The following is a 21,188-nucleotide window of genomic DNA, read 5'->3' as shown; positions in this document are numbered from 1 at the left end:
GCTCCAACCGTTCGTCGAGACCGTCTTCGACAGTCTGGCCCGAGCGGACCAGCGCACATGGGCGGAGCTGTACATCAAGGCACTGCTGCAGACACCGGGGGACAGACCCTGTTCTGCCCCTGGCCTGCACGCTCGACCTCGTCGGTGACGTGCGGAGCCTGCTCAGTCACTCTTGGCGCACTCCGCTCACCCTCCTCGCCCAGCACACCGCGCCATCAGGCGGCCGCCAGGAGTACGAGCTCACTGATGCCGGCCGCCACTTCTTCTCGGTCGTTCTTCGTCCTGCCCGGGGGAGAACGCGACGCCTCCGCCCCGACGGGCCCTCACTCTTGTTCACCTGCACGGCACCCCTGTGCCGGGCATCACGCTGACCGGAGCCAACGCCACCCTCCTCGACATCACAACCCCCACGTGCAGAAGACCCGACAGAAAGCAGATCCTCGGTGCCTTCAGACCTCGCGGAAACCCCGCCCCCCACGCAGCTAACAGAGCGGTTGAAGACAACAGTTCGGGATCTCGAAGCCACGATGAAGGGCGAGTGTGCCGGCATCCAGCAGGTGCCGATCGCCTCACTGGTGGTAGCCGACTCGCCCCGTCTGGGCGGGACGAGCCCGGAGCACGTCGAGGTTCTTGCGCAGGGTGACATCGAGCCGATCCTGGTCCATCGGGAGACCCGGCGCGTGGTCGACGGGATGCATCGCCTCCAGGCCGCCAGACTCCGAGGGGAGGAGATGATTCCGGTCCGGTATCTGGACGGGCCGGTCAGCGAAGTGTTCATTCACTCCGTGGCGGCCAATGTCACCCATGGCCTGCCACTGACGCTCGAGGACAGAAAGGCCGCGGCCAGGCGGATCCTGGCCACGCATCCGGATCTGTCGGACCGGGCGGTCGCGCGCATCACCCGACTGTCACCCAAAACCGTGAGCGCCGTCCGTCGCGCTTCGAGTGAGGAAGTTCCTCAGTCGAAGGTCCGAGTTGGCGCGGACGGCCGCTCCCGCCCGCTCGATGCGGCGCGACGCCGGGAGGCCGCACGCGCATTCCTTGCCGAGCATCCTGGCGCCACGCTCCACGAGACGGCCGTCAGCGCGGGGGTGTCGATCAGCACCGCATGCGAGATCCGGCAACGGATGCGGCGTGGCCGGCAGGACCCTCCGCCACCGCGCCTGAGAGCCGCACGCGAGGTCCGGGACCAGGACCTGGCGGAAAGCACCGGGAAGCCGGTGAGCGATCGGGAGGCGGAGCGAGGTCGGGCGCAGCGCATCGAGACCTTGGCGAAGGATCCATCGCTCAGATTCACCGAGTCAGGGCGCGCGTTGCTGCGCTGGTTGCATGAGCGCGCGCCGGATCTCGAAGCAGGGCGACAGCTGATGGTCGCAGTGCCGCCGCACTGCGCCGTCGCAGTCGCGGATTTGGCCAACTCCTACGCCAGGGAATGGCAGCGGTTCGCCAGCGCTCTGGACCAGGCCGTCGGCGAAGCGGTCGAGCAGTAGGGCGCACCGGAACCGGGACGTTCAGGACGGTGGCGCGATGCGCCCCAGCGGTGACGATGGCCCCGTCCTGGTCTAACGCAGGCCTGGGAACGACTCCCTCATTCCACCTCCTCTATGGACGGGCGGAATTCCGAATCCTTTTCTTGACGGCATGGTCAGACCCTTGAATGATGAAATGGCACTCGGTGGTAAGTCGCCTTGGCTAAACAAGGGCCATGCTGCGGGGCTTTTCTCTCAGCCCGAAAACGCCGAACGGCACGCAGGAAACTCTGCGGTCGTGAACAGGATGACCAGCCGCCAAATTGATATAGCCGAGCTGTTCGACCGAACGCTAAAGGCCTGGAGTTCAGGATGAATCAAGCGGGGGATCGAGTGGAGACGACCGTAGCCGGCGCGGAGACGAGCGCGGACGTAGCTGTCGTCGGAGCGGGGCCGGCAGGCCTGTACACCGCCTACTGCGCGGGATTCCGAGGGCTTTCCAGCGTGATAGTCGATGCGCTGCCGGAGCCGGGCGGCCAGCTCGCGGCCCTGTACCCGGAAAAGAAGATCTATGACGTCGCCGGCCACGTGGCCGTGAGAGGCCGAGAACTGATTGACGACCTGGTCGCCCAGGTAGCACCGTTCCAGCCGCACTACCTGCTCGGCCGGACGGTGGACTCCCTGACGCCGGACGAGGGCGCAGGCTGGGCGATTCGGCTGCAGGACGGCGGGCGGGTGCACGCCGGTGCTGTGGTGATCGCCGCCGGACTCGGCCGTTCGGTCCCGCGTACGCTGCCCTGCCTGCGTCCCTACCAGGGGCGTGGCGTGGCGCACCACGTGCCGCGTCTCGAGGAGCACCGCGACCGCGACGTGGTGATCGTGGGCGGCGGCGACAGCGCGGTCGACTGGGCCCTTGCGCTGGCGCCAGTCGCGCGGTCCGTCACGGTCGTCCACCGGCGCTCGGCCTTCCGTGCCCACGAGCACAGCGTCAAGCAGATGTACGCCACCGGTATTCGAGTACTGACCGATGCGCAGGTGACCGCCTGTAACGGCGTGGCACGTTTGGAAGAAGTGCGCGTCCTGGTCGGTGAAGAGGAATTGACCCTGCCCGCACAGGCCCTTGTCGCGGCACTGGGATTCATCACCAGTCTGGGCCCGATCGCCGATTGGGGTCTCGAAATGGGGAATCGCCAGATCGTGGTCGACAGGGCGATGCGGACAAATCTTCCGGGGGTTTACGCGGTGGGCGACATCTGTTGCTACGAAGGTCGCGTCCCGCTCATCTCGGTGGGTTTCGGCGAGGCGGCAACCGCGGCGAACCACGCGGCGGTCGAGCTGCGTCCTGGTTCCCGCCTCGTGCCGGAGCACTCCACCGACAATGACGACGCACTGCTGTCATGACCCCGAAAAAGCTGACCATCCTACCGATGGGAACCGAGATCCTGCTGCCTGCGGGATCTTCCCTCACCGAAGTCGAGTACGAGACCCCGCAACGGCTCATCCCGTTCGGATGCCGTTCCGGATCGTGCGGCGCGTGCGTCATCGAGGTGCTGGAGGGCTTCGGCTCCCTCGGCGAACCCGACCCCGACGAACTCGACTTCCTGGAAGACCTCGGCCGGACCGGCGGTTCCCACCGCCTTGCCTGCCAGTGCCGGCTGCGGGGCGACGCGACCATTCGCGTCGCCGACGACATCTAGAGCCGCTCGCACCGAACGTCCGAGCGTCCATGAGAAAGGTGAACCATGCCGAATCGCGTGACCAACGTCGGGTACGGGGACCGAACCCCGTTCCTCAACGCCACCGCCTCAGCGCAGCTGCGCGCCGAGATCGACAAGCAGCTCGACCAGCAGGTCCTCGAGTGGTACGCCAATGTGCCCGAGGCCGCACATCTCGAGGGCAAGAACGTCGACTCCGAGTACTACAAGCGGAACCTGATCGAGACCGCCTGGCGTATCCGGATGCTGCGCGTGTCCGAGGCCAAGGCGCTGGTGGAGATCGCCAAGCGCAGCCCGGAGGCGGCGCAGGTCTGGGCCAACTACGAGCAGGAGGAGATGCTCCACGACGAACTGTTCATCGCCGACCTGGAGAAGGCGGGCGTGTCGCGCGAGCAGTTCCTGGCCACCGAGCCCTACCTGTCGACCAAGCTGCTGACCGGCTACTTCTCCTATCTCCTGGACCACGAGGGCCCGCTCGGCGTGGTGGCGTACTCCTACCTCGTCGAGTACGTGAACGTGAAACTCGAGCCCAAGAAGCTGGAGGCGCTGAAGAAGTCGGTCGGCGAGGGCAACATCGGCGGCCAGATCAACCACTCGCACACCGACATCAACGACGACCACCCCGGCGAGGTGTGGGCGGCCGTCCGGCACCTGCTGCGCAGTGAGGACGACGTCACCGCGTTCAAGCGGTACCTCCGCGAGCACCAGCAGATCCTGGCGCAGTACTTCGAGGAGCTCTACCTGGACACCATCGCCAGGGCTGAGAAGCAGCCGGCCTGAGATCCGTCCCCAGCGGGGGCGCGGCGCGGCCGCGCCGCGCCCCCGCCTGCCGGTAAGGAGGCCGGAATGAGCACCGAAAATGCCAGGGGAGTGCTGTTGCTCAGCCATGTCGGGTTCTCGTTCATGGAGGATCTCCTCGGCACGGTCATGGCGCGGGGGCTGAAGGGCTATGTGCTCAGCTCCTTGCCGGAGCCGCAGCACCAGGCATCCAGGCCGACGACGCTGGCTGACGTCGCCGACGACGTGCGGGTGACCACCGGGCACGTCCTGACGGCCCGCGACGTCGAGGACTACCTCGACCGGCTCCAGGCAGCGGGTGCGGCGGTGCAGTGCTGCCTCACCGTCTGGGAGGGCTACCGGCACCTGATGGCGCTGGCCAACGCCCGTCTGGGTGTGCCGGACCTGGACGAGAAGCAGGTCCTGGACCTGCGGGACAAGCTGACGCTGCGAAACCGGCTGGCCGACGCCGGGCTCAGCCGTGGCCGGGCATCCGCCCTCACTCCCGAGACGCTCGCCGAACGCCAACGCGAGAGCGGTCGCTACTTCGTGAAGCCGGTCAGCGGCATCGCCTCTTTCGGGACGTTTCCCCTCACGGCCGACACGACCTGGGCCGACGTGGAACGCATCGCCGCCGAGGCCCGGTCCGACACGGTCTACTCCAGCGCCTTCGCCGCCCAGCCCGGCTCCGGCGATCCCGTGGGACCGGGCCCGCACGCGCACCTGGCCGTGGAGGAGGGCGTGGGCCCAGGAGCCGGCTCGGATCACGGTGTCGCCGACGGGATGGAGTTTCTCGTCGAGGACTACGTGCCGGGGCGGGAGTTCAGCTTCGAGGTGATCGTCGTCGACGCCGAGCCCCACGTCGTGGCTGTGCACGAGAAGTGCCAGGTCACGGAGACGGCGGGGACCGTGCTGGAAAACGCCTGCGTCAGCCCGCCCACCAGCCTGTCGCAGGAAGAGATCGCCGCCGGAATCCGCTGGGTGACGAGCGCGCTGGACGTCCTCGCTCTCGACTGGGGCTGTTTCCATGTCGAGGCGCGGCACGCCGCGTCCGGCTGGGATCTGATCGAGGTCAACCCGCGGGTGGGCGGCAGCCTGATCTCGCCCAGTGTGGCGGCGCTGACCGGCGGTCCCGGCCTGCTTGACCTCTGGCTGGACTCCCTGCTCTCCGCCGACCAGCCGGCCGACTTCAGCAAGGCACTGAAGAGCCTGTCGTTCGCGGCGGACGGGACGACGCAAGGCCGTAACGCGACGTTCTTCCGGGTCTTCTTCGCCGACCCCGGAACGATCCGTGCAGTGGGTCTGAACGACGACCTCCCCCTGCAGCCGGTGGTGTCGCAGGTCCTGCTCAAGCCCGGCGACGTCGTGCACTCGTCCTCGCGCGAAGTGTTCCTAGGCCAGGTGCTCTGGCGCATGGACCGAGCGGACCGCGATGCGATCCTCCCTCGGCTGCTGCCCGCCTCCGAGCACGCCATCGAGATCGTGTACGAAAGGGAGCGCGGATGACCAGGCCGATCCTCCTCATCGTCGACTACAACCTGAGCCGCGTCGACGAGGTCCGCCGCCTGCGGGACCACGCGCGCGAACGCCACGACGCGACGGTGATCCTCATCCGCGCCGCCCCCACCGAAGCCGACCGCTCCATCGCCGACGAGGTGATCGACCTCGATCCGCTGCGCGACGACTTCGCCGAGATGGGCGAGAAGCTGCTCGGCGACCGGCGTGAGCGGATCAGGGCGGGCATCGTCTTCTCCGACAACGCCGTACGCAGCGGGGCCGAGCTGCTGGAGCGGTTGGGCGTCCCCGTCGACTCGTCGCGACTGGCCGAGGGCGCGTTCTCCAAGTACCGCTACCGGCTCGGCGAGGCGCGCGTGGCCGACCTGCTGGAGACGCAACGGATCATGGTGCCCGCATTCGCCGAAATCGCTTCGCTCGACCAGCTGGAGGGATTCGCACGCGACCACCCCCAGGGCTTCGTCGTCAAGCCCGCGGCGGAGGGCAACAACCGGGGCGTCGTCGTGGTGCGGCCGGGCGACGACCTCACGGCGGTGTTCGCGGAGGCCCTTCCCTATCTGGAAGGCGGGGTGATCTGCGAGGAGCTCATTCCGTACCGGCGGGAGTACTCCTTCGACGGACTGGGTTCGCTGGCGTTCCTCACCGAGAAGATCAGCGCGCGCGGCCGGTACCCCGTCGAGATCGCCCAGGTCCTGCCCGCCCGGGTGGACGAACACGAGCGCGCGACGCTGGAACGGGCGGGACGGCAGGCGAACCTGCTCGTCGGGCAGTGTGACGGGCCCTTCCACAACGAGATCAAGCTGAGCGACGACGGGCTGCGCGCCGCGGTGGTGGAGCCCAACCGGCGACCGGGCGGAATGAAGATCTGGTCGCTGGCCCGATGGGTGTACGGGATCGACCTGCACAACCGCTGGGTGGACATGGCCTTCGGAACGGCCGCCCCCGCTCTGGAGCTCGTGCCCGAGTGCTCGGCGGCGACAGTGCTGCTCGGCGTCGCCACCGACCGCTCGTTCTCCCCGGACGACGTCATGTCCGGCACGGACCCGTTCGCGGACGCCGTCCAGGCCACCGCGGAACGCCTCGGCCTGGACGAGGGGGAACTGGCTGTCACGGAGTTCTCCTGGCTGTCGACCGAGCGCCGCGACCTGCATGCGGTCGCCCGCGACAACGCGGACTTCGCGGCACAGGGCTGCATCGTCCTGCGCGGCGGCCGCGCCGACATCCGCACCGTCGTTTACGCACTGCGCGAGGCATGGTCGGACGCCCTGGACCGCGCCCTTCGCTTCCCCGCTTCCCTCAGGAAGGCCCGATGAAGATTCTCATTTTGCACCGCGTGCCCTACTTCAAGATCGAATATCACCGGGGGATCTCTCACGACCGGCACGAGGTCACCTATATCGGGACCGACCAGGCGCTGGCCACCTTGCCACCGGACCTGCGCTGCGAGCGGGTGAGCCGTCCCGGTCTGAGCTCGGCTTTCGAGGAGGCGCGGAACTGGCTGGCATACCGGCCCCGCGACTTCGACCGGGTCATCTCAGTATCGGAGTACGAGTTGCTGGACGCGGCCCTGCTGCGTGAGTACCTGGGCGTGCCCGGCGCGCCGGCCAACCAGGTGGCCTTGGCCCGGGACAAGGTCCTGATGAAGCAGGTGGTCGAGGACGCGGGTCTGCGCGTGCCCCGCTTCCTCGCGTTGCCACGCTTCCTCGACCTGGACGGCCGGGTCCCCTGGTACGGCCGGACCGTACTGAAGCCGCATCGCGGTGCGTCCAGCGAGGACGTCCTCGTTTTCGACACGCCCCGGCAGGCCGCCGCAGCCATCACCGAGGGCCGCACCGGAATATCCCGGCTCGACACGGGGAGCGACCTGGCGGACTTCGAGGTGGAGGAGTTCGTCTCCGGGCCGATCAGGCACTTCGACGGCCTGGTGCAGGGCGGCGAAGTACTGGTCCTCAGCGCGAGTGAGTACGTCGGCACCTGCCTGCAGTACGCACAAGGCAGGCCACTGGGGTCGTTCCAGCTCGCGCTGTCCGATGAGGACCGCGCCTGGGTGTCCCGCGCACTGGCGGCGGTGCGTATCGAGGACGGCAGTTTCCATCTGGAGGCGATCGCGCACAGGGGAGAGCTGGTCTTTCTCGAGGTCGGCAACCGGGTAGGGGGCGCCGACGTGGTGGCGACCGTCGAGCTGGCCACCGGCGTCCACCTGCCCTCCTACGAACTGCGTGCTCTGCTCGGCGAGCGCGTCACCGGAACGCTCCCCGAGCCGCCTGCCGACCGGCGCCTGTACGGCTGGTTCGTCTGCCCCGGCCACCACATGGCCGGACGGGAGTTCCAGGGGCTTGACGGGACAGCGGCGTTCCGGGACGACCCGTCCGTGGTCGCCTGGAACGAACTGCCGCCCGGCTCGCCGCTGCCCGACCACATCACCTACCAGGCCGGCGAGACGGTGCTCGCCGGGATCGTCGCGAGCGACACCCCCGAGGGCGGCCGGCGCTGGATGACCGACCTGTTCGCCTCGCTCTCAGTCCGCACACGCCCGGCCGCTCGCACGACGTCGGAGCAGGTGCCGGCATGAGGACTCAGCACCTGTCGTGTGCGGTGGCCGTCAACGCTGCCGTCGCCGAGCCGGTCCCGATCATGACAGCACTGAACGATCTCGCGGATCAGTACATGGACGAGCTGGCCGTAATGGACCCCTGCCTCGCCGCGGCCATGGGCATCGCCGGTCAGGAGACCCGTCTGACCGACTTCGGCCCCCAGGCGGTGCAGGAGCGGGCGGCGTCGGCGCGTCGCATGCTGAAGGCGGTCGATGACACGCCCGTGGCCGGGGATGCGGAGCGCGTCGCCGCAGCGGTGCTGCGTGAGCGGCTCGCCACGCAGGTGGCGCTGGCCGACACCGACGCGCACGGCACCCTGCTGGACACCCTCGACGGGCCCATCCAGCGTGTGCGGCAAGCGGTGGGTCTGCTGGATCAGGGCCGCGACACCGCGTGGGAGGTGTTGCTGGCGCGGCTGTCCGCCGTCCCGGAGGCGCTGGCGGGACTGCGGGAGAGTCTGGAGGCGGCGCGGCGCGGCGGCCGGGTGGCACCGTACCGTCAGGTGGTCCGTAACGCCCGGGAGTGCCGTGACATGCGGCAGTACCTGGCGGGGTTGCCCGCCGGGCACGGCGACGGTGTGTTGCGGGGCGCACTGGAGCAGGCCGCGGCGGCGGCGAACCAAGCGCTGGCACGGATGGCGGCGTACCTGTCGCGGGAGCTCGCGGCACAAGCGCCGAAGCTGGACGCAGTGGGCGAGGAGCGCTACCAGCTTGGCGTGCGGGAGTTCCTCGGCACCCGGCTGGACCTGCGGGAGACCTACGCCTGGGGCTGGGAGGAACTCGGCCGGATACAGCGGGACATGACGGTGACGGCGGCGCAGATCGCGCCCGGCGAACCGGTGCCGGCCGTGCTGGCGGGGCTCGATAAGGACCCGCGATACCAGATGGCGGACAGTGCGCAGTTCCGCGACTGGCTCCAGGAACTCGCTGACGCCGCCATCACCGACCTCGATGGAACGCACTTCACGATCCCCGAGCCTCTGCGACGGATCGACTGCCGGATCGGCCCTGCCGACGGGCCCGCCTTCTATCTGGCGCCCAGCGAGGACCTGTCGCGTCCCGGCACAGTCTGGTGGACCAGACCCGAGCCAGGCGCGCCGATTCGGACGTGGACCGTGCCGAGCACGATGTTCCACGAAGGTGTGCCGGGCCACCACCTGCAGCTTGGCGTGACGACGCTCAACACCTCCGGGCTCAACCGGTTCCAGCGGCTGTCGTGCGAACTGCACCCGGGGCACGTCGAGGGGTGGGGCCTGTACGCCGAGCGGCTGATGGACGAACTCGGATACCTCACCAACCCGGCCCACCGGCTGGGGATGCTGGCAACCGGGCAACTGCTGCGCGCCGCACGGGTCGTCCTGGACATCGGGCTGCACCTGCGGCTCCCCATCCCCGCGGGCGCCGGGTTCCACGAGGGAGAGCGGTGGACGCCGCAACTGGGCCGCGCGTTTCTCACGCAACACTGCGGGCTCGGCCCACCAGGGTTCGTCGAGTTCGAGATCGACCGCTATCTGGGACGCCCGGGACAGGCCCTCGCCTACAAGCTGGGAGAGAAGGTGTGGCTGGAAGCGCGGGAGGCGGCCCGCCGTCGCGACGGCGCCGCCTTCGACCTCAAGCGGTTCCACCACCACGCGCTGAACCTGGGGCCAATGGGCTTGGACCTGCTACGCGCGGAGCTGACGCGCGCGGACCGTGCCCGCTGAACAGGCGTGGACAGGACGGATAAAAGCGGAGCGCACCACATGGTGAGAAAGCGAGCGATCGGATGATCACGGCAGTGGGACATGCCGACCTGACCTCGACCACATGGGATCTGGTGCAGGCCGAACTACGGGAACGCCTGCAGGGCCTGCCGCCCGACGCGACGGCACTGGTACGCGCTGGCGCCAGACTGCCCTTGGTGTTCGGGCGGGTGGTCCACGAGGTGGGGCAGCGCCTGGTGGTCCTGCTCCCGGAACGGGGCGATGCCTTCGCCCACGCTCCCTTCCACGACCGGCGGGCGCACCGGGAGTTGCTGGCCCTGGCCGAGCAGATACGGATGCTTTCCTTCGACCCGCTGGACCGGGACGCCTGTGTGAGCGCGGACGAACGGCTGGTCAGCGGCTGCAGCCGGCTGCTGGCCGTCTGGGACGGTTCACCGTCCAGCGGGCAGGACGCCACCGCCCACATGGTCGCGTACGCCCGTGCCCGCGGTATCGCCGTGGAGGTCGTCTGGCCTGCGGGGGCCGCCCGTGAACCGGCCGGGCACAACGCGTCGCTGTGCGGGCCCGGGCACAGACGCTGACCCGTCTCGTCGGCCGTCACCTCACCGGTGCCGTTCGCCGCCGGTCTTCTGCACGTGAGTGGTGTCGGCGTCGATGAGGGCACCGTCGGCGCCGGTCGGCTTGATGTCCGGCACACGGGCGCCGTGCTGGTCGACCAGTGTGGAGTGTGGCTCGCCCGGTTCGAAGGCGTGGCGCTCTCCCCACTGGCGCAGGGTGAGGAGGACGGGGAAGAGGTCGCGGCCGGCGTCGGTGAGTACGTACTGCAGGCGGCGGCCCGAGGGCGCGGTCTGCTGGGTCAGGACTCCGTGGGCGGTGAGCTTGCGCAGGCGGTCGGTGAGGATGTTGCGGGCGATGCCGGTCCGTCGCTGGAACTCGGTGAAGGACCGTGCCCCGTCCATCGCGTCCCGGATGACCAGGAGGCTCCACCGGTCACCGACGAGGTCGAGCGTGCGGGCTACCGGGCAGTCGGGATCGGTCCAGTCAGGGCTCGGAGTGCCCGTGGAGGGGCTCGGCATGACACCTCCCGATGAGTTGCGGACTGAAACCATCATGCCTTAGGGTCAAATTAGTTTCACTTTGCTACTCATCTCGTTAGGAGTGCGATGGACGTCTGGCGACGGTTACTCCTCGCGACCGTGTGCGGTGTCGCGGTAGCGAGCATCTACGCTGCGCAAACAGTGCTGCCGTCCATGGGAGACAGCCTCGGGGTGTCGGCACAGCACGCCGGGTGGATCGTCTCGACCGGCCAGTTCGGCTATCTGGCAGGTCTGGTGCTGCTGGTGCCGCTCGGCGACGTGGTCGCCAACAGGCGTCGGCTCATCGCGGTGCACATGGCCATCACCGCGGCAGGCCTGTTCCTGACGGCTGCGGCTTCGGCCGCGTGGACCGCCTTCGCCGGGCTAGCGCTGGCCGGAATGTTCGCGGTCGTGGTGCAGACCACGGTGGCCTACGCCGCGTCGGTCTCGCCGCCCGCCGAGCGCGGACGAAACATCGGTGTCGTGACGTCGGGCGTGGTGGTGGGCATCCTGGGCGCGCGGTTCGTCACCGGCGTGCTCGCGCAGGTGTGGGGCTGGCGAAGCATGTACGCCGTGCTCGGTGTGCTCGCACTCGCCCTCGCCGCACTTGTCCTGCGCGCGCTGCCGACTGAAGACAGCTCTCGCCGGCCTGCGGGCTACCGACAGGCCGTCGTCTCGTTCGGCGGGCTGTTCGGGCAGCGTCTCTTCCTGACGCGCGGTCTCATCGCGTTCTTCCTGTTCGCATCGTTCGGCACCCTGTGGAGTGGCCTGTCCCTGCCGCTGGCGAACGCACCGTGGCATCTGAGCGAAAGCCAGATCGGACTGTTCGGCGTCGCCGGACTCGCCGGCGCACTGGGCGCGGCACGTGCGGGACGGTGGGCGGACGCAGGACGGGCGATCCCGATCAGCGGCCTCGCGCTGGCTCTGCTCCTCGTCTCCTGGGCCGCGACCGCGCAGTTGTCCTGGTCCCTGTGGCTGCTCGTCATCGGCATCGTGGTGCTCGACTTCGCGGTCCAGGTCGTGCACGTGAGCAACCAGCACGTGCTCACCACCGCGCATCCGGAGCGCACCAGCAGCGTCATCGGCGGCTACATGGTCTTCTACTCCCTCGGTTCCGCCCTCGGCGCAGCCGCCACCACATCCGTCTTCACCTCCCACGGCTGGGCCGCCTCCAGCCTCCTCGGGGCCGGATTCGCGACCTGCGCGCTCATCGTCTGGGCAACCGACGCAGGTCGGCGCCCCAGGACTTCGGAGGTCGGTTCCGAGGCGGCGGACGTGCACCGTGGCGAGGAGGAGAAGCAGAGGAGCGAAACGGAGCAGGTCGGCCCGTCGGCGGACCGTTCCAGGGTTTCCTGAGAACTCCCGGCTCGACTACCCATTCGCAACCGGCAAGCCCGACAAGGCGCCGGACGACACCGGAAAGATCGGGCGGAAGAAAGGGAGCGGACCGAGATCCCTTCCGCCTTTCCGCGCAGTGGTCCGGCGCCCGCACAGATGCAGCGCAGTCTCAGTCAAGAGGAGTGATCGTGTCCCTTTCGAACCCTGCAAGCCTGGTTGACTCCGACATTGCGAATTTCTCGCAGGTCACGCAGGAGGCCACACCCCAGCCCTTCGATCCGGGCGACTGGAAATCCGTCCGTGCGCAGTTCCTTTTGTCGCCCGACCTTGTGCACCTGTCCAATTTCTACCTCGCCTCGAACCCGACGCCTGTCCGTGACGCCATCACGAACTACCGGCGCGCGTTCGACGAGAACCCGCACAGCTTCCTCGACGACAACATGTTCGCCCGGGAAGAGGACATGCTGTGGCGTTCCGTCTGCGCCGAGGCGGCCGAGTACGTCGGTGGACAGGCCAAAGAGATCGCTCTGACCAGCAGCACCACCATGGGACTTGCTCTGACCTACAACGGCCTGCGGCTGAAGCCGGGCCAAGAGGTTCTGACCACCACGCACGAGTTCTATCCGCACCACGAGGCGATCCGCCTGGCCGCCGACAAGTGGGGCGCGACCATGCGCTCGATCTCACTCTACGATTCGTCGTTCGACTTCTCCGTCGACGAGGCCATCGCACGGTTGCGCGCCGCTGTGCGCCCCAACACCCGTGTGTTCGGTGTGGCCTGGGTGCATTCCAACACCGGCGTGCGCCTGCCGATGTCCAGGATTGCCGAAGCCATCGCCGACCTGAACCGAAACCGCGACGAAGCTGACCGCATCCTGCTGGTGGTGGACGGGGTCCACGGGTTCGGCGTCGCGGACGAGGACGTCGCACAGATGGGTTGCGATTTCTTCTCCGCCGGTACACACAAGTGGATCCTGGGACCGCGCGGGACGGGAATCATGTGGGCGAAGGCGGAGAACTGGGCGCTTCTCCAGCCGACGATTCCCAGTCTGATGAGCAAGGAGACCTCCGCGGCGTGGCGACAGGGCCGTCGGCCGGCCGGCCCAACGGAAGCCGCATGGGTCAGTCCGGGGGGATTCTTCTCCTACGAACACCAGTGGGCCGCCGCCGAGGCATTCCGCTTCGTCCGGCAGATCGGACGCAAGCGGATCCAGGACCGGATCGCGGAGCTGAACAGCCAGATCAAGGAAGCCCTGGCTGCCATGGACCACGTGACGCTCTACACGCCGCTCGACCCCGAGCTGTCCGCGGGCATCGTCACTTTCGACGTGGAGGGCCACGCACCGCAGGAGGTGGCCCAGATCCTCCGCGAGAACCGGGTCATCGCCAACAGCACGCCGTACGGGGTTCCTCACGTGCGTCTGTCGGCGGGAATTGTCAACTTCCCCGAAGAGATCGACTTGGCCCTGAACGTCATCCGGTCGCTGAAGGGCTCGCGATCCGGCGCCTGAGAGCCGAAGACAAAACCGTGACGAGAGGGTCTCTCGCACCCGTCACGCCGCTCGGCTGGCACGTCGCCTCTGCTCCTGGTCAAGACCGGTCTTGCGGACGGTTTCCACTAGCAGGGCCGACCCGCCCCGTGAGACGACCCGACGGCCGTTGTCCTGGACGCGGACACGGGGGCAGGACCCGATACGCTTGTCGGGTAGCCGGGGTCCATTGCTGGACCCCGGCCCCCTCAGAGGGCGGTTCGTGACGTGATGCCCGTTTTGGCTTTCGGGTGGGGCTGTCGGGCTGGTCGTGGCCTGACCAGGCGGCTACGACTGCGGCTTGGGGCGCCGGCGTCGCGCAGGACGCGTTCGGTGAGGGCGCGGGCGGCGGGGTCGGTGGCGTGGCCGATGACCTCGACGACGTGTTCCGGGACCGGTTGGGTGCCGTGGCCGGGTCTCAGCTGTTGGGGGGTCGGCCAGATGTGGGGGACGGGGGTCGCGGTGGCTGAGTGGGGCGCCGCGGGGGCCGGGGCGGCGCCCAGCACACAGAGGGCCAGTGCGGTCAGGAGGCCGCTCGCTGACTTCAGTGCCGGGGTCACGGCCGGCTCCGGTTCACTGTTTTATCCATTGCGCGGAATCCTGGTGGATGGATTCACCAGGCGGCAAGACCCCGTCCACTTGCTTTACTGGCTCTATGACCGACACCGAGACCCCCACACTCTCCGTCGCCGTCCTCGGCACCGGCATCATGGGCGCCGCCATGGCCCGTAACCTCGCCCGGTCCGGGCATGCCGTCCGGGTCTGGAACCGGACCCGCGCCAAGGCCGAACCCCTGGCCGCCGAAAACGGCGTCCAGGTCTGTGACGCGCCCGCCGACGCCGTCCGGGACGCGGAAGTCGTCCTGACCATGCTGTACGACGGTGACACCGTCCGGGACGTCATGCGCGAGGCCGCGCCCGCGCTCCGTCCGGGCGCCGCGTGGGTGCAGTCGACCACCGCAGGGGTGGACGCGATCGGTGAACTGGGCGCGCTGGCAAGCCAGTGGGGGCTCACCTTCTTCGACGCGCCCGTGCTGGGGACCCGGCAGCCCGCCGAGGCCGGACAGCTGCTCGTGCTCGCCGCCGGGCCCGAGGACCAGCGGGCGGCCGTCGCGCCCGTCCTCGACGCGGTGGGCGCCCGCACGGTGTGGACCGGCGAGGAGGGCGCCGCGGGCAGCGCGACGCGGCTCAAGCTCGTCGCCAACAGTTGGGTGCTCGCCGTGACCGGCGCGACCGGCGAGACGCTGGCCCTGGCCCGGGCCCTCGGCGTCGACCCGCAGAGCTTCTTCGACGCGATCGCCGGCGGTCCGCTCGACATGGGCTACCTGCGTGCCAAGGCCGGCCTGATCCTGGACGACAAGCTGACGCCGGCGAGCTTCGCGGTGTCCACGGCCGCGAAGGACGCCCGGCTGATCGTCGAGGCGGGCGAGCGCAACGGCGTACGGCTGGACGTGGCCGCCGCGAGCGCCGAACGCTTCCGGCGCGCCGCCGAACAGGGGCACGGGGACGAGGACATGGCGGCGGCTTACTTCGCCAGCTTCGACGAGAAGTAGCCGCCCTACCTGTTCTCCCCACCCGGACCTTCTCAGCCGACCCGGACCTTTCTGCTGCCGCAGACGTCGCACACGGCGTCGGTCAGCGGGGAGCGCATGGCGCGGCCGTCCTCGTCGACGTACTCCAGGGGGTTCAGGCAGCCGGCCGGGTCGGGGAGGGAGAAGACCTCGAAGGTGCGCTTCCAGGCGGTGCCGCAGTTGAGGCAGGTGAAGGCGAACGTCTCGGTGAGGTTCTCGGACATGCGGTACTCCCTTGGTGGGTGAGCGGGGTGACCCGCCGGGGCGGAGTGACGCGCACCTGTTCCCCGTACCGCAGGATCGCCGCATGCTGCCCGGATTCCTGACCAAGGCGGTCGAGCTGCTGCTCGGCCGGGACGGCCGCTCGCTGCACCTGAGGGCGGCGGGCGGGGCGACGGTCGCCCTGCTCGTGGTGATGCTCGGCGGTTCCTGTGCCGTCGTGGGCGCCGAGGAGGGGGTGCGGGGCGCCAATCTGACGTCGTATCCGAAGGCCCTGTGGTGGTCGGTCGAGACGGCGACGACCGTCGGATACGGCGACTTCTACCCGGTGACGTGGTGGGGCCGGGCGGTCGGTGCGGTGGTGATGATCGTGGGGATCACCGCGTACGGCATGGTCACGGCCGCGCTGGCCACCTGGTTCGTGGGGATCGAGAACCGGCGACGGGACGAGCGGCGGCATCAGCGGTTGCGGGGCGCCGTCGAGGAGACGGCCTCGGCGCTGCATGAGCGGTTCGACCGGATCGAGCGGGTGCTTGCCGGGCGGGAGGAGCGGTGACTTGTGCCCGGGGCGGGCGCGGTCGTGCTGCGGCCCGCCCCGCCGACGGGCGGAGGGGCGGGCCAGGGGGCCGCAGGTCACCGCGACCGGGTCAGCGGACCGTGTCCGTCGTGCTGTCCATCCCCGCCACGCCGTCTGCCGCGGGCAGCGCGGGCAGTGCCGGCAGCGCGGGCACCGCGGCCGGGGGCAGTTCCAGCGGAGGCAGGGCGACCGGGGGCAGTTCCGGAAGCGATGGCAGGCCGCCGAGCAGGCCCTCGATCAGGTCGCCCAGGGTGTCCAGGAGGCCGCCCACCAGGCCGGTGACCGTGCCGAGCAGGTCGTCCACCAGGCCGGTCACCGTGTCGAGGAGGCCGCTGAGCGTTGCCTGGAGCTGGTCCAGGAGGTCCGAGACCGGGTCGGCCATGAGCGCCGCGGCCCTGTTCGTGCCGGTCCGTTCCGCCAGGCGCTGCTTGAGCGAGGCCTTCGCCGTCTCGACGGCGGTCGCGAACCCGGCCGCCTGGGTCGCGGTCAGGCGGCCGGTGCCCGTCTGCTCGGTGAGGTCGGTCAGGACGTTCAGTACCGGGGCGAGCACGTCGGACCGGTCGGCGCGCTCCAGGGCGGCGAGGCGCTTCAGCGTCCGGTCCGCGTAGGCGGACGGCGTGGAGGATGCGGAGGCGGGGGCGAGTACGGAGGGTGTGGAGGGCGTGGTTGGCGTGAAGGACCACAGCGGGTCGGCGCCGATGGAGGCGTAGAGGTCCCGGCTCGCGTCGGTGACGGCGACGGCCGTGCCGACCGGCCCGAATATCAGTGCGGCACAGACGACGGACGACGGTAGGAAGAGCCCGCGGGAGCGGGCGCCGAGGCCGGTACGGGATACGAGGGCGCGCATGCGCAGTCCTTTCGAGAGCTGCTCTCTTTGGACCCACGGTGAGAAGTGCCGCCACCAGCCGCAACCGCTCAATGACCTTCAGTGACCCCCAAGGGCCGGACAGACGCGCCGCTGACCTGCGGATACTCCTGGTTCGGCCCCTTGTCGCGGCACTCACGCCATTGGGCTGTCAGAGGTCAAGGGCGTCTGGCTCTACCGTTTCAGTGCCCGGTACCGCTTGAGCAGGGCGGTGATCCGGTCGGGGTCGGCGGCCCCGTTGAGCTCGGTGAGCAGGTCGTCGGGGCACAGCTCGTACAGGTCGCCCCACCATCGGCGTCCTCGGCTGTTCCAGATCCGGTAGCCGCCGGGGACGCCCCGGGCGACGTAACGTTTCCTGCTCACTGTGGCTCGCTCCTGCGATAAGGACTCCGGCCGTCAACTCCCGGGAACGTACGGGCCGAGGGCATATCTTGCCCGCTAAAAAGGCCGAAACCCAAGGCGTTTAGACTCTCCCCACAACGGCCCGAAACTCGGTTGGTCGAGAGTGGGCGGAAACAGCCAGACCCGAAGGGTATTCGGCGCCTTGATACGGATAGATTCAGTCACCAAGCGATACCCGGACGGCACAGTGGCCGTCGATCGACTCTCCCTCGACATACCGGATCGTTCGATCACCGTCCTCGTCGGCCCCTCGGGCTGCGGCAAGACGACCACTCTGCGGATGATCAACCGGATGGTCGAGCCCAGTGAGGGCACCATCCTCATCGACGGCGTCGACAGCCGGCAGCAGCCGGTCAACACCCTGCGCCGGGGTATGGGTTACGTCATCCAGAACGCCGGGCTCTTCCAGCACCGGACGATCGTCGACAACATCGCCACCGTGCCCAGGATGCTCGGCTGGAGCAAGGACAAGGCCCGCACGAGGGCGCGGGAACTGATGGAACGGGTGGGGCTCGACGCCTCGTTCGCCAAGCGGTACCCCTACCAGCTCTCCGGCGGCCAGCAGCAACGCGTCGGCGTGGCACGTGCGTTGGCCGCCGATCCTCCGGTGCTGCTGATGGACGAGCCGTTCTCCGCCGTCGACCCCGTCGTCCGCAAGGGGCTACAGGACGAACTCCTGCGCCTCCAGGCCGAGTTGGGCAAGACCATCGTCTTCGTCACACATGACATCGACGAGGCCGTCAAACTCGGCACGATGGTCGCCGTACTGCGCACCGGTGGCCGGCTCGCCCAGTTCGCGCCGCCCGCCGAGCTGTTGTCCGACCCCGCCGACGAGTTCGTCGAGGACTTCCTCGGCGCCGACCGGGGCATCCGGCGGCTGTCGTTCTTCTCCTCCGGCGGCCTGGACCTGCTCACCACCCCGATCGTCGCGATCGACGCCACCGCCGAGCAGATCGCCGCCCGGGGCGCGTCCGAGGCCCCCTACCTCCTCGTCACCGGCATGGACGGCCGTCCGCTCGGCTGGAGCGAGCCCGGCGCACTGATCGCCGGACAGGTCGACGCCGGCCGACTGCTCCCGTACGGACGGCCGTTCGCCGCCGGACGGGACACGCTGCGCGCCGCCCTCGACTGTGCCGTCCTGTCGCCCACCGGCTGGGCGGTCGCCGTCGACGCCGAGGGCCGGGCCGCCGGGGTCGTCTCGCAGGCGGCCATCGGCGAGGCCATCCGCGGCGCCCACGCGGAGCAGGGAGCCACCGGGGAGAGCGCGCAGAAGGTCATCCGGTGAACCTGGACCGCTTCTTCGACATCCCCAGCGACCTCCAGCACGACTGGTTCGGCCTCATCGTGCTCCATCTGCGCGAGGCCCTGCTGCCGGTGCTGGGCGGGCTGCTGCTGGCGCTCCCGCTGGCCCAGCTGTGTGTGCGGCTGCGCTGGCTGTACCCGCCCGTGCTGTGGGTGACGACCATCCTCTACGCCATCCCGTCGCTGGCCTTCTTCGTCGTCCTCATCGACTACACGGGGCAGACCGAACTGACGGTGATGATCCCGCTCACCGTCTACAGCCTGGTCGTCCTCGTCCCGGCCATCGTCGACGGTGTCCGGTCGGTCCCGCAGGAGACCCTCGCCGCCGCGACCGCCATGGGCTTCGGACCCGTACGCCGTTACGTCCAGGTCCAGTTGCCGATCGCGGTGCCCGCCATCATCGCCGGTCTGCGGGTGGCCACCGTGTCCAGCATCAGCCTCGTCAGCGTCGGCATGCTGATCGGCAACCAGGGCGCGCTCGGCAACCTGCTCCACGACGCGCAGATCTACAACCGGCCGGAGCTCGCCTGGAACTCCGTCATCACCAGTGCCGTCCTGGCGGTGCTCGCGGACGCGGCGCTGGTCGTCCTGCGCGTCCTGCTCACCCCCTGGATGCCGGGCGCCACGCGCGGCGCGAAGTCCAAGCCCGCCGGGGTACGGCCCGAGTCGGCCGTGCCCGCCCTGGAGGACGCAGCCCGATGAACGTCATCAACTTCATCAACGCCTTCTTCAGCGACAGCGCGCACTGGCAGGGCTACGACGGCATTCCCACCCGGCTGTGGGAGCACGTCCAGTACTCCGTGGAGGCGCTCGTCCTCGCCGCCGTGATCGGCCTGCCGATCGGCCTGATCACCGGTCACTACGGCCGGGGCGGCAACGTGCTCTCGCTGGTGGCCACCGCCGGCCGCGCACTGCCCACCTTCGGTCTGCTGGTGGTGGCGACCCTCGCCCTCGGGTTCGGCATGCTGCCCGTGATGATCCCGCTGATCGTCCTCGCCGTCCCGCCGATCCTGGTCACCACCTACGAGGCGATGCGCTCCGTGGACCCGCCTCCCGTGGACGCCGCGCGGGGCATGGGCATGCGCGAGTCCGACATCCTGCTCCGCGTCGAACTGCCCGTCGCGCTCCCGCTGATCCTCGGCGGTCTGCGCTCGGCGGCCATCCAGATCGTCTCCACGGCCACCATCGCCGCGTACGTCAGCCTCGGCGGCCTCGGCCGCTACATCGTCGACGGTCTCTACCAGCACGACTACGAGAAGGTCGTGGGCGGCGCCACCCTGGTCGCCGGCATGGCACTCGCGACGCTCGGGCTGTTCTGGGCGGCGAGCGTGGCGGCGGTCTCGCCGGGCGTACGCCGTAGCAACTGACGTAAGGGGAACCAACCCAAGGGGCGCGGGGCCGCATTGATGTGCGGCTCCGCCGCGTGGGCGCGACCAGCCACAACGGTCCCGCAGTTCCCCACAACCGTAAGCAGGTACGTGTACGTAGGGTGCCTACCCGCCGCTCCGGGCGAGCGCCTGCTCCAGCACAACCAGCAGAGCATCCCGTACCGAGCCCCGCTCGCGGGCGTCGAAGACGAGCAGCGGTACGCCCTCGGACACGTCGAGGGCCCAGCGGACCTCGTCCAGTGTGTGCGCGGTCTGGCCGTCGAAGGCGTTCACGGCGACGGCGAACGGGATCTGCTTGTGCTCGAAGTAGTCGACGGCGGCGTAGCAGTCGTCGAGCCGACGGGTGTCCACGATGACCAGCCCGCCCACCGCGCCCTCCACGATGTCGTCCCACATGAACCCGAACCGTTCCTGACCGGGCGTGCCGAACAGGTACAGCTTCAGGGTCGGGTCGATGGTGATGCAGCCGAAGTCCATCGCGACCGTGGTGGTGGTCTTGCGCGGGGTGTGGCTGAGGTCGTCGACGCCGGCCGCCACCTCGGTGATGGCCGCTTCGGTGGTCAACGGCTCGATCTCGGAGATCGAGCCCACGGCGGTGGTCTTGCCCACGCCGAAGCCACCCGCGATCACCAGTTTCACCGGCAGCGGCGGCCGTACGGCGGCCTGTCCGGCCGAGGTGCGTACCAGCGGTTCAGTCGGTGTCACGGAGAACCCTCCGGGAGTCGGGGATGGCTCGCAGGCCATCGATAACCCTGCGCAGAACGGCTGCGTCGTGGGTGATGCCGGAGTCGGGCACGTGCACCGACAACTGCCCAGCCGTCCGGAGGTCCTCGGCGAGGACCCGCACCACGTTCAGGTGCAGCCGCAGCCTGGCCGCGATCTCCGCGATGGACTGCGGTACGCGGCAGGCGGCAACGATGTCGTGCTGTTCGAAGGAGAGCCGGTCGAGCGCGCGCAGCCCGTTGGTGGTGGCCACCAGCTGGGTCTCCACGGGCATCGTCCGACCGGACGACGCCTCGCCCGCGGCGCCCGCGACCCGGCCGGCGGTGACCAGGAAGGGCCGGACGGCGGGCGCGGGGCCGACGGGAATGACGCCGTCCTCGCCGGCTCCGCGCGGTGTGCGGCCGTCCGCCATCGGTGTTCGCTCTCC

Annotated in this window: 23 protein-coding genes; 16 read left to right on the top strand and 7 right to left on the bottom strand. The window is 69.4% G+C overall.

The window, feature by feature from the left end; all coding sequences use genetic code 11:
* Positions 1 to 443: 443 nt before the first annotated feature.
* The 9 genes from ADL01_RS16300 to ADL01_RS16260 all read left to right on the top strand — a co-directional run bounded on the left by ADL01_RS16300 (position 444) and on the right by ADL01_RS16260 (position 10,353).
* Complete coding sequence (locus ADL01_RS16300) at positions 444 to 1,490, top strand: ParB/RepB/Spo0J family partition protein (protein ID WP_078960557.1); 1,047 nt, start codon at positions 444 to 446, stop codon at positions 1,488 to 1,490.
* Between the two features lie 372 nt (positions 1,491 to 1,862).
* The gene (locus tag ADL01_RS16295) at positions 1,863 to 2,870 is read left to right on the top strand and encodes an NAD(P)/FAD-dependent oxidoreductase (RefSeq protein WP_234354659.1); all 1,008 of its coding nucleotides are present in this window, start codon (positions 1,863 to 1,865) and stop codon (positions 2,868 to 2,870) included.
* A 26-nt stretch (positions 2,871 to 2,896) separates the two neighbouring features.
* Complete coding sequence (locus ADL01_RS16290) at positions 2,897 to 3,166, top strand: 2Fe-2S iron-sulfur cluster-binding protein (RefSeq protein WP_234354658.1); 270 nt, start codon at positions 2,897 to 2,899, stop codon at positions 3,164 to 3,166.
* A gap of 45 nt (positions 3,167 to 3,211) precedes the next feature.
* Positions 3,212 to 3,964 carry a hypothetical protein gene (locus tag ADL01_RS16285; protein WP_053742715.1) on the top strand — a complete coding sequence of 251 codons (753 nt, stop codon included), beginning with the start codon at positions 3,212 to 3,214 and terminating at the stop codon, positions 3,962 to 3,964.
* Positions 3,965 to 4,030: 66 nt separating this feature from the next.
* The gene (locus ADL01_RS16280) at positions 4,031 to 5,467 is read left to right on the top strand and encodes an ATP-grasp domain-containing protein (protein WP_234354657.1); all 1,437 of its coding nucleotides are present in this window, start codon (positions 4,031 to 4,033) and stop codon (positions 5,465 to 5,467) included.
* Positions 5,464 to 6,789, top strand: coding sequence for an ATP-grasp domain-containing protein (locus ADL01_RS16275; RefSeq protein WP_053742713.1), 1,326 nt, complete (start codon positions 5,464 to 5,466; stop codon positions 6,787 to 6,789). The genes ADL01_RS16280 and ADL01_RS16275 overlap by 4 nt, the downstream gene beginning before the upstream one ends.
* A complete protein-coding gene (locus ADL01_RS16270; protein WP_053742712.1) occupies positions 6,786 to 8,048 on the top strand; it encodes an ATP-grasp domain-containing protein in 1,263 nt (420 codons plus the stop codon). The genes ADL01_RS16275 and ADL01_RS16270 overlap by 4 nt, the downstream gene beginning before the upstream one ends.
* Positions 8,045 to 9,772 carry a DUF885 domain-containing protein gene (locus ADL01_RS16265; RefSeq protein WP_234354656.1) on the top strand — a complete coding sequence of 576 codons (1,728 nt, stop codon included), beginning with the start codon at positions 8,045 to 8,047 and terminating at the stop codon, positions 9,770 to 9,772. Before ADL01_RS16270 ends, ADL01_RS16265 begins: the two co-directional genes overlap by 4 nt.
* Before the next feature lie 62 nt (positions 9,773 to 9,834).
* Entirely contained in the window at positions 9,835 to 10,353 is a 519-nt protein-coding gene (locus ADL01_RS16260; protein WP_053742711.1) for a hypothetical protein, read from the top strand.
* Between the two features lie 21 nt (positions 10,354 to 10,374).
* Here ADL01_RS16260 and ADL01_RS16255 read toward each other — a convergent pair whose 3' ends face one another.
* The gene (locus ADL01_RS16255; RefSeq protein ID WP_053742710.1) at positions 10,375 to 10,848 is read right to left on the bottom strand and encodes a winged helix-turn-helix transcriptional regulator; all 474 of its coding nucleotides are present in this window, start codon (positions 10,846 to 10,848) and stop codon (positions 10,375 to 10,377) included.
* A gap of 87 nt (positions 10,849 to 10,935) precedes the next feature.
* Here ADL01_RS16255 and ADL01_RS16250 point away from each other — a divergent pair, with 87 nt between their 5' ends.
* Both ADL01_RS16250 and ADL01_RS16245 read left to right on the top strand, forming a co-directional pair.
* A complete protein-coding gene (locus ADL01_RS16250) occupies positions 10,936 to 12,204 on the top strand; it encodes an MFS transporter (RefSeq protein WP_053742709.1) in 1,269 nt (422 codons plus the stop codon).
* 170 nt (positions 12,205 to 12,374) lie between these two features.
* Entirely contained in the window at positions 12,375 to 13,697 is a 1,323-nt protein-coding gene (locus ADL01_RS16245; RefSeq protein WP_234354655.1) for an aminotransferase class V-fold PLP-dependent enzyme, read from the top strand.
* A 227-nt stretch (positions 13,698 to 13,924) separates the two neighbouring features.
* Here ADL01_RS16245 and ADL01_RS42035 read toward each other — a convergent pair whose 3' ends face one another.
* Positions 13,925 to 14,275 (bottom strand): hypothetical protein, encoded by a 351-nt coding sequence (locus ADL01_RS42035; protein WP_199834838.1) that lies wholly within the window; start codon positions 14,273 to 14,275, stop codon positions 13,925 to 13,927.
* Positions 14,276 to 14,370: 95 nt separating this feature from the next.
* On the opposite strand from ADL01_RS42035, the gene ADL01_RS16235 reads away from it, so the two are divergent.
* Positions 14,371 to 15,267: an NAD(P)-dependent oxidoreductase gene (locus tag ADL01_RS16235; protein WP_053742707.1), complete on the top strand. Its 897-nt coding sequence runs from the start codon at positions 14,371 to 14,373 to the stop codon at positions 15,265 to 15,267.
* A gap of 32 nt (positions 15,268 to 15,299) precedes the next feature.
* On the opposite strand, the gene ADL01_RS16230 is transcribed toward ADL01_RS16235, so the two are convergent.
* On the bottom strand, positions 15,300 to 15,509 hold the full coding sequence (locus tag ADL01_RS16230) for a hypothetical protein (RefSeq protein WP_053742706.1): 210 nt from the start codon (positions 15,507 to 15,509) through the stop codon (positions 15,300 to 15,302).
* An 83-nt stretch (positions 15,510 to 15,592) separates the two neighbouring features.
* On the opposite strand from ADL01_RS16230, the gene ADL01_RS16225 reads away from it, so the two are divergent.
* Positions 15,593 to 16,060, top strand: coding sequence for a potassium channel family protein (locus tag ADL01_RS16225; RefSeq protein ID WP_053742705.1), 468 nt, complete (start codon positions 15,593 to 15,595; stop codon positions 16,058 to 16,060).
* A 91-nt stretch (positions 16,061 to 16,151) separates the two neighbouring features.
* Here ADL01_RS16225 and ADL01_RS16220 read toward each other — a convergent pair whose 3' ends face one another.
* Both ADL01_RS16220 and ADL01_RS16215 read right to left on the bottom strand, forming a co-directional pair.
* On the bottom strand, positions 16,152 to 16,928 hold the full coding sequence (locus ADL01_RS16220) for a hypothetical protein (protein ID WP_053742704.1): 777 nt from the start codon (positions 16,926 to 16,928) through the stop codon (positions 16,152 to 16,154).
* 192 nt (positions 16,929 to 17,120) lie between these two features.
* Positions 17,121 to 17,309, bottom strand: a complete 189-nt coding sequence (locus tag ADL01_RS16215; RefSeq protein WP_053742703.1) for a hypothetical protein — start codon at positions 17,307 to 17,309, stop codon at positions 17,121 to 17,123.
* Positions 17,310 to 17,490: 181 nt separating this feature from the next.
* Between ADL01_RS16215 and ADL01_RS16210 the strand changes: the two genes are divergently transcribed.
* From ADL01_RS16210 to ADL01_RS16200, 3 genes are read left to right on the top strand one after another with little or no spacing between them, the layout of a single operon-like run.
* Complete coding sequence (locus tag ADL01_RS16210) at positions 17,491 to 18,633, top strand: ABC transporter ATP-binding protein (protein ID WP_078960555.1); 1,143 nt, start codon at positions 17,491 to 17,493, stop codon at positions 18,631 to 18,633.
* Positions 18,634 to 18,635: 2 nt separating this feature from the next.
* Positions 18,636 to 19,352, top strand: a complete 717-nt coding sequence (locus ADL01_RS16205; protein WP_053742718.1) for an ABC transporter permease — start codon at positions 18,636 to 18,638, stop codon at positions 19,350 to 19,352.
* The gene (locus tag ADL01_RS16200; protein WP_053742701.1) at positions 19,349 to 20,017 is read left to right on the top strand and encodes an ABC transporter permease; all 669 of its coding nucleotides are present in this window, start codon (positions 19,349 to 19,351) and stop codon (positions 20,015 to 20,017) included. Before ADL01_RS16205 ends, ADL01_RS16200 begins: the two co-directional genes overlap by 4 nt.
* 126 nt (positions 20,018 to 20,143) lie before the next feature.
* Here ADL01_RS16200 and ADL01_RS16195 read toward each other — a convergent pair whose 3' ends face one another.
* Both ADL01_RS16195 and ADL01_RS16190 read right to left on the bottom strand, forming a co-directional pair.
* Positions 20,144 to 20,743: a GTP-binding protein gene (locus tag ADL01_RS16195; protein WP_053742700.1), complete on the bottom strand. Its 600-nt coding sequence runs from the start codon at positions 20,741 to 20,743 to the stop codon at positions 20,144 to 20,146.
* Positions 20,730 to 21,173, bottom strand: a complete 444-nt coding sequence (locus ADL01_RS16190; protein ID WP_053742699.1) for a DUF742 domain-containing protein — start codon at positions 21,171 to 21,173, stop codon at positions 20,730 to 20,732. Before ADL01_RS16190 ends, ADL01_RS16195 begins: the two co-directional genes overlap by 14 nt.
* Positions 21,174 to 21,188: the final 15 nt, after the last annotated feature.

The sequence above is a fragment of the Streptomyces sp. NRRL WC-3618 genome, assembly GCF_001280005.1.
Lineage (GTDB): Bacteria > Actinomycetota > Actinomycetes > Streptomycetales > Streptomycetaceae > Streptomyces.
The sequence above is the reverse complement of the archived record's forward strand: the minus strand, read 5'-3'. Positions and strand labels throughout refer to the sequence as shown.

Bases quoted from the DNA above. Each gene is read 5' to 3' on its own strand.
- ADL01_RS16285 (WP_053742715.1), top strand. From the start codon at position 3,212: ATGCCGAATCGCGTGACCAACGTCGGGTACGGGGACCGAACCCCGTTC.
- ADL01_RS16265 (WP_234354656.1), top strand. From the start codon at position 8,045: ATGAGGACTCAGCACCTGTCGTGTGCGGTGGCCGTCAACGCTGCCGTC.
- ADL01_RS16280 (WP_234354657.1), top strand. From the start codon at position 4,031: ATGAGCACCGAAAATGCCAGGGGAGTGCTGTTGCTCAGCCATGTCGGG.
- ADL01_RS16255 (WP_053742710.1), bottom strand. From the start codon at position 10,848: ATGCCGAGCCCCTCCACGGGCACTCCGAGCCCTGACTGGACCGATCCC.
- ADL01_RS16275 (WP_053742713.1), top strand. From the start codon at position 5,464: ATGACCAGGCCGATCCTCCTCATCGTCGACTACAACCTGAGCCGCGTC.
- ADL01_RS16200 (WP_053742701.1), top strand. From the start codon at position 19,349: ATGAACGTCATCAACTTCATCAACGCCTTCTTCAGCGACAGCGCGCAC.
- ADL01_RS16250 (WP_053742709.1), top strand. From the start codon at position 10,936: ATGGACGTCTGGCGACGGTTACTCCTCGCGACCGTGTGCGGTGTCGCG.
- ADL01_RS16290 (WP_234354658.1), top strand. From the start codon at position 2,897: ATGGGAACCGAGATCCTGCTGCCTGCGGGATCTTCCCTCACCGAAGTC.
- ADL01_RS16225 (WP_053742705.1), top strand. From the start codon at position 15,593: ATGCTGCCCGGATTCCTGACCAAGGCGGTCGAGCTGCTGCTCGGCCGG.
- ADL01_RS16260 (WP_053742711.1), top strand. From the start codon at position 9,835: ATGATCACGGCAGTGGGACATGCCGACCTGACCTCGACCACATGGGAT.
- ADL01_RS16235 (WP_053742707.1), top strand. From the start codon at position 14,371: ATGACCGACACCGAGACCCCCACACTCTCCGTCGCCGTCCTCGGCACC.
- ADL01_RS16220 (WP_053742704.1), bottom strand. From the start codon at position 16,928: ATGCGCGCCCTCGTATCCCGTACCGGCCTCGGCGCCCGCTCCCGCGGG.
- ADL01_RS16270 (WP_053742712.1), top strand. From the start codon at position 6,786: ATGAAGATTCTCATTTTGCACCGCGTGCCCTACTTCAAGATCGAATAT.
- ADL01_RS16230 (WP_053742706.1), bottom strand. From the start codon at position 15,509: ATGTCCGAGAACCTCACCGAGACGTTCGCCTTCACCTGCCTCAACTGC.
- ADL01_RS16190 (WP_053742699.1), bottom strand. From the start codon at position 21,173: ATGGCGGACGGCCGCACACCGCGCGGAGCCGGCGAGGACGGCGTCATT.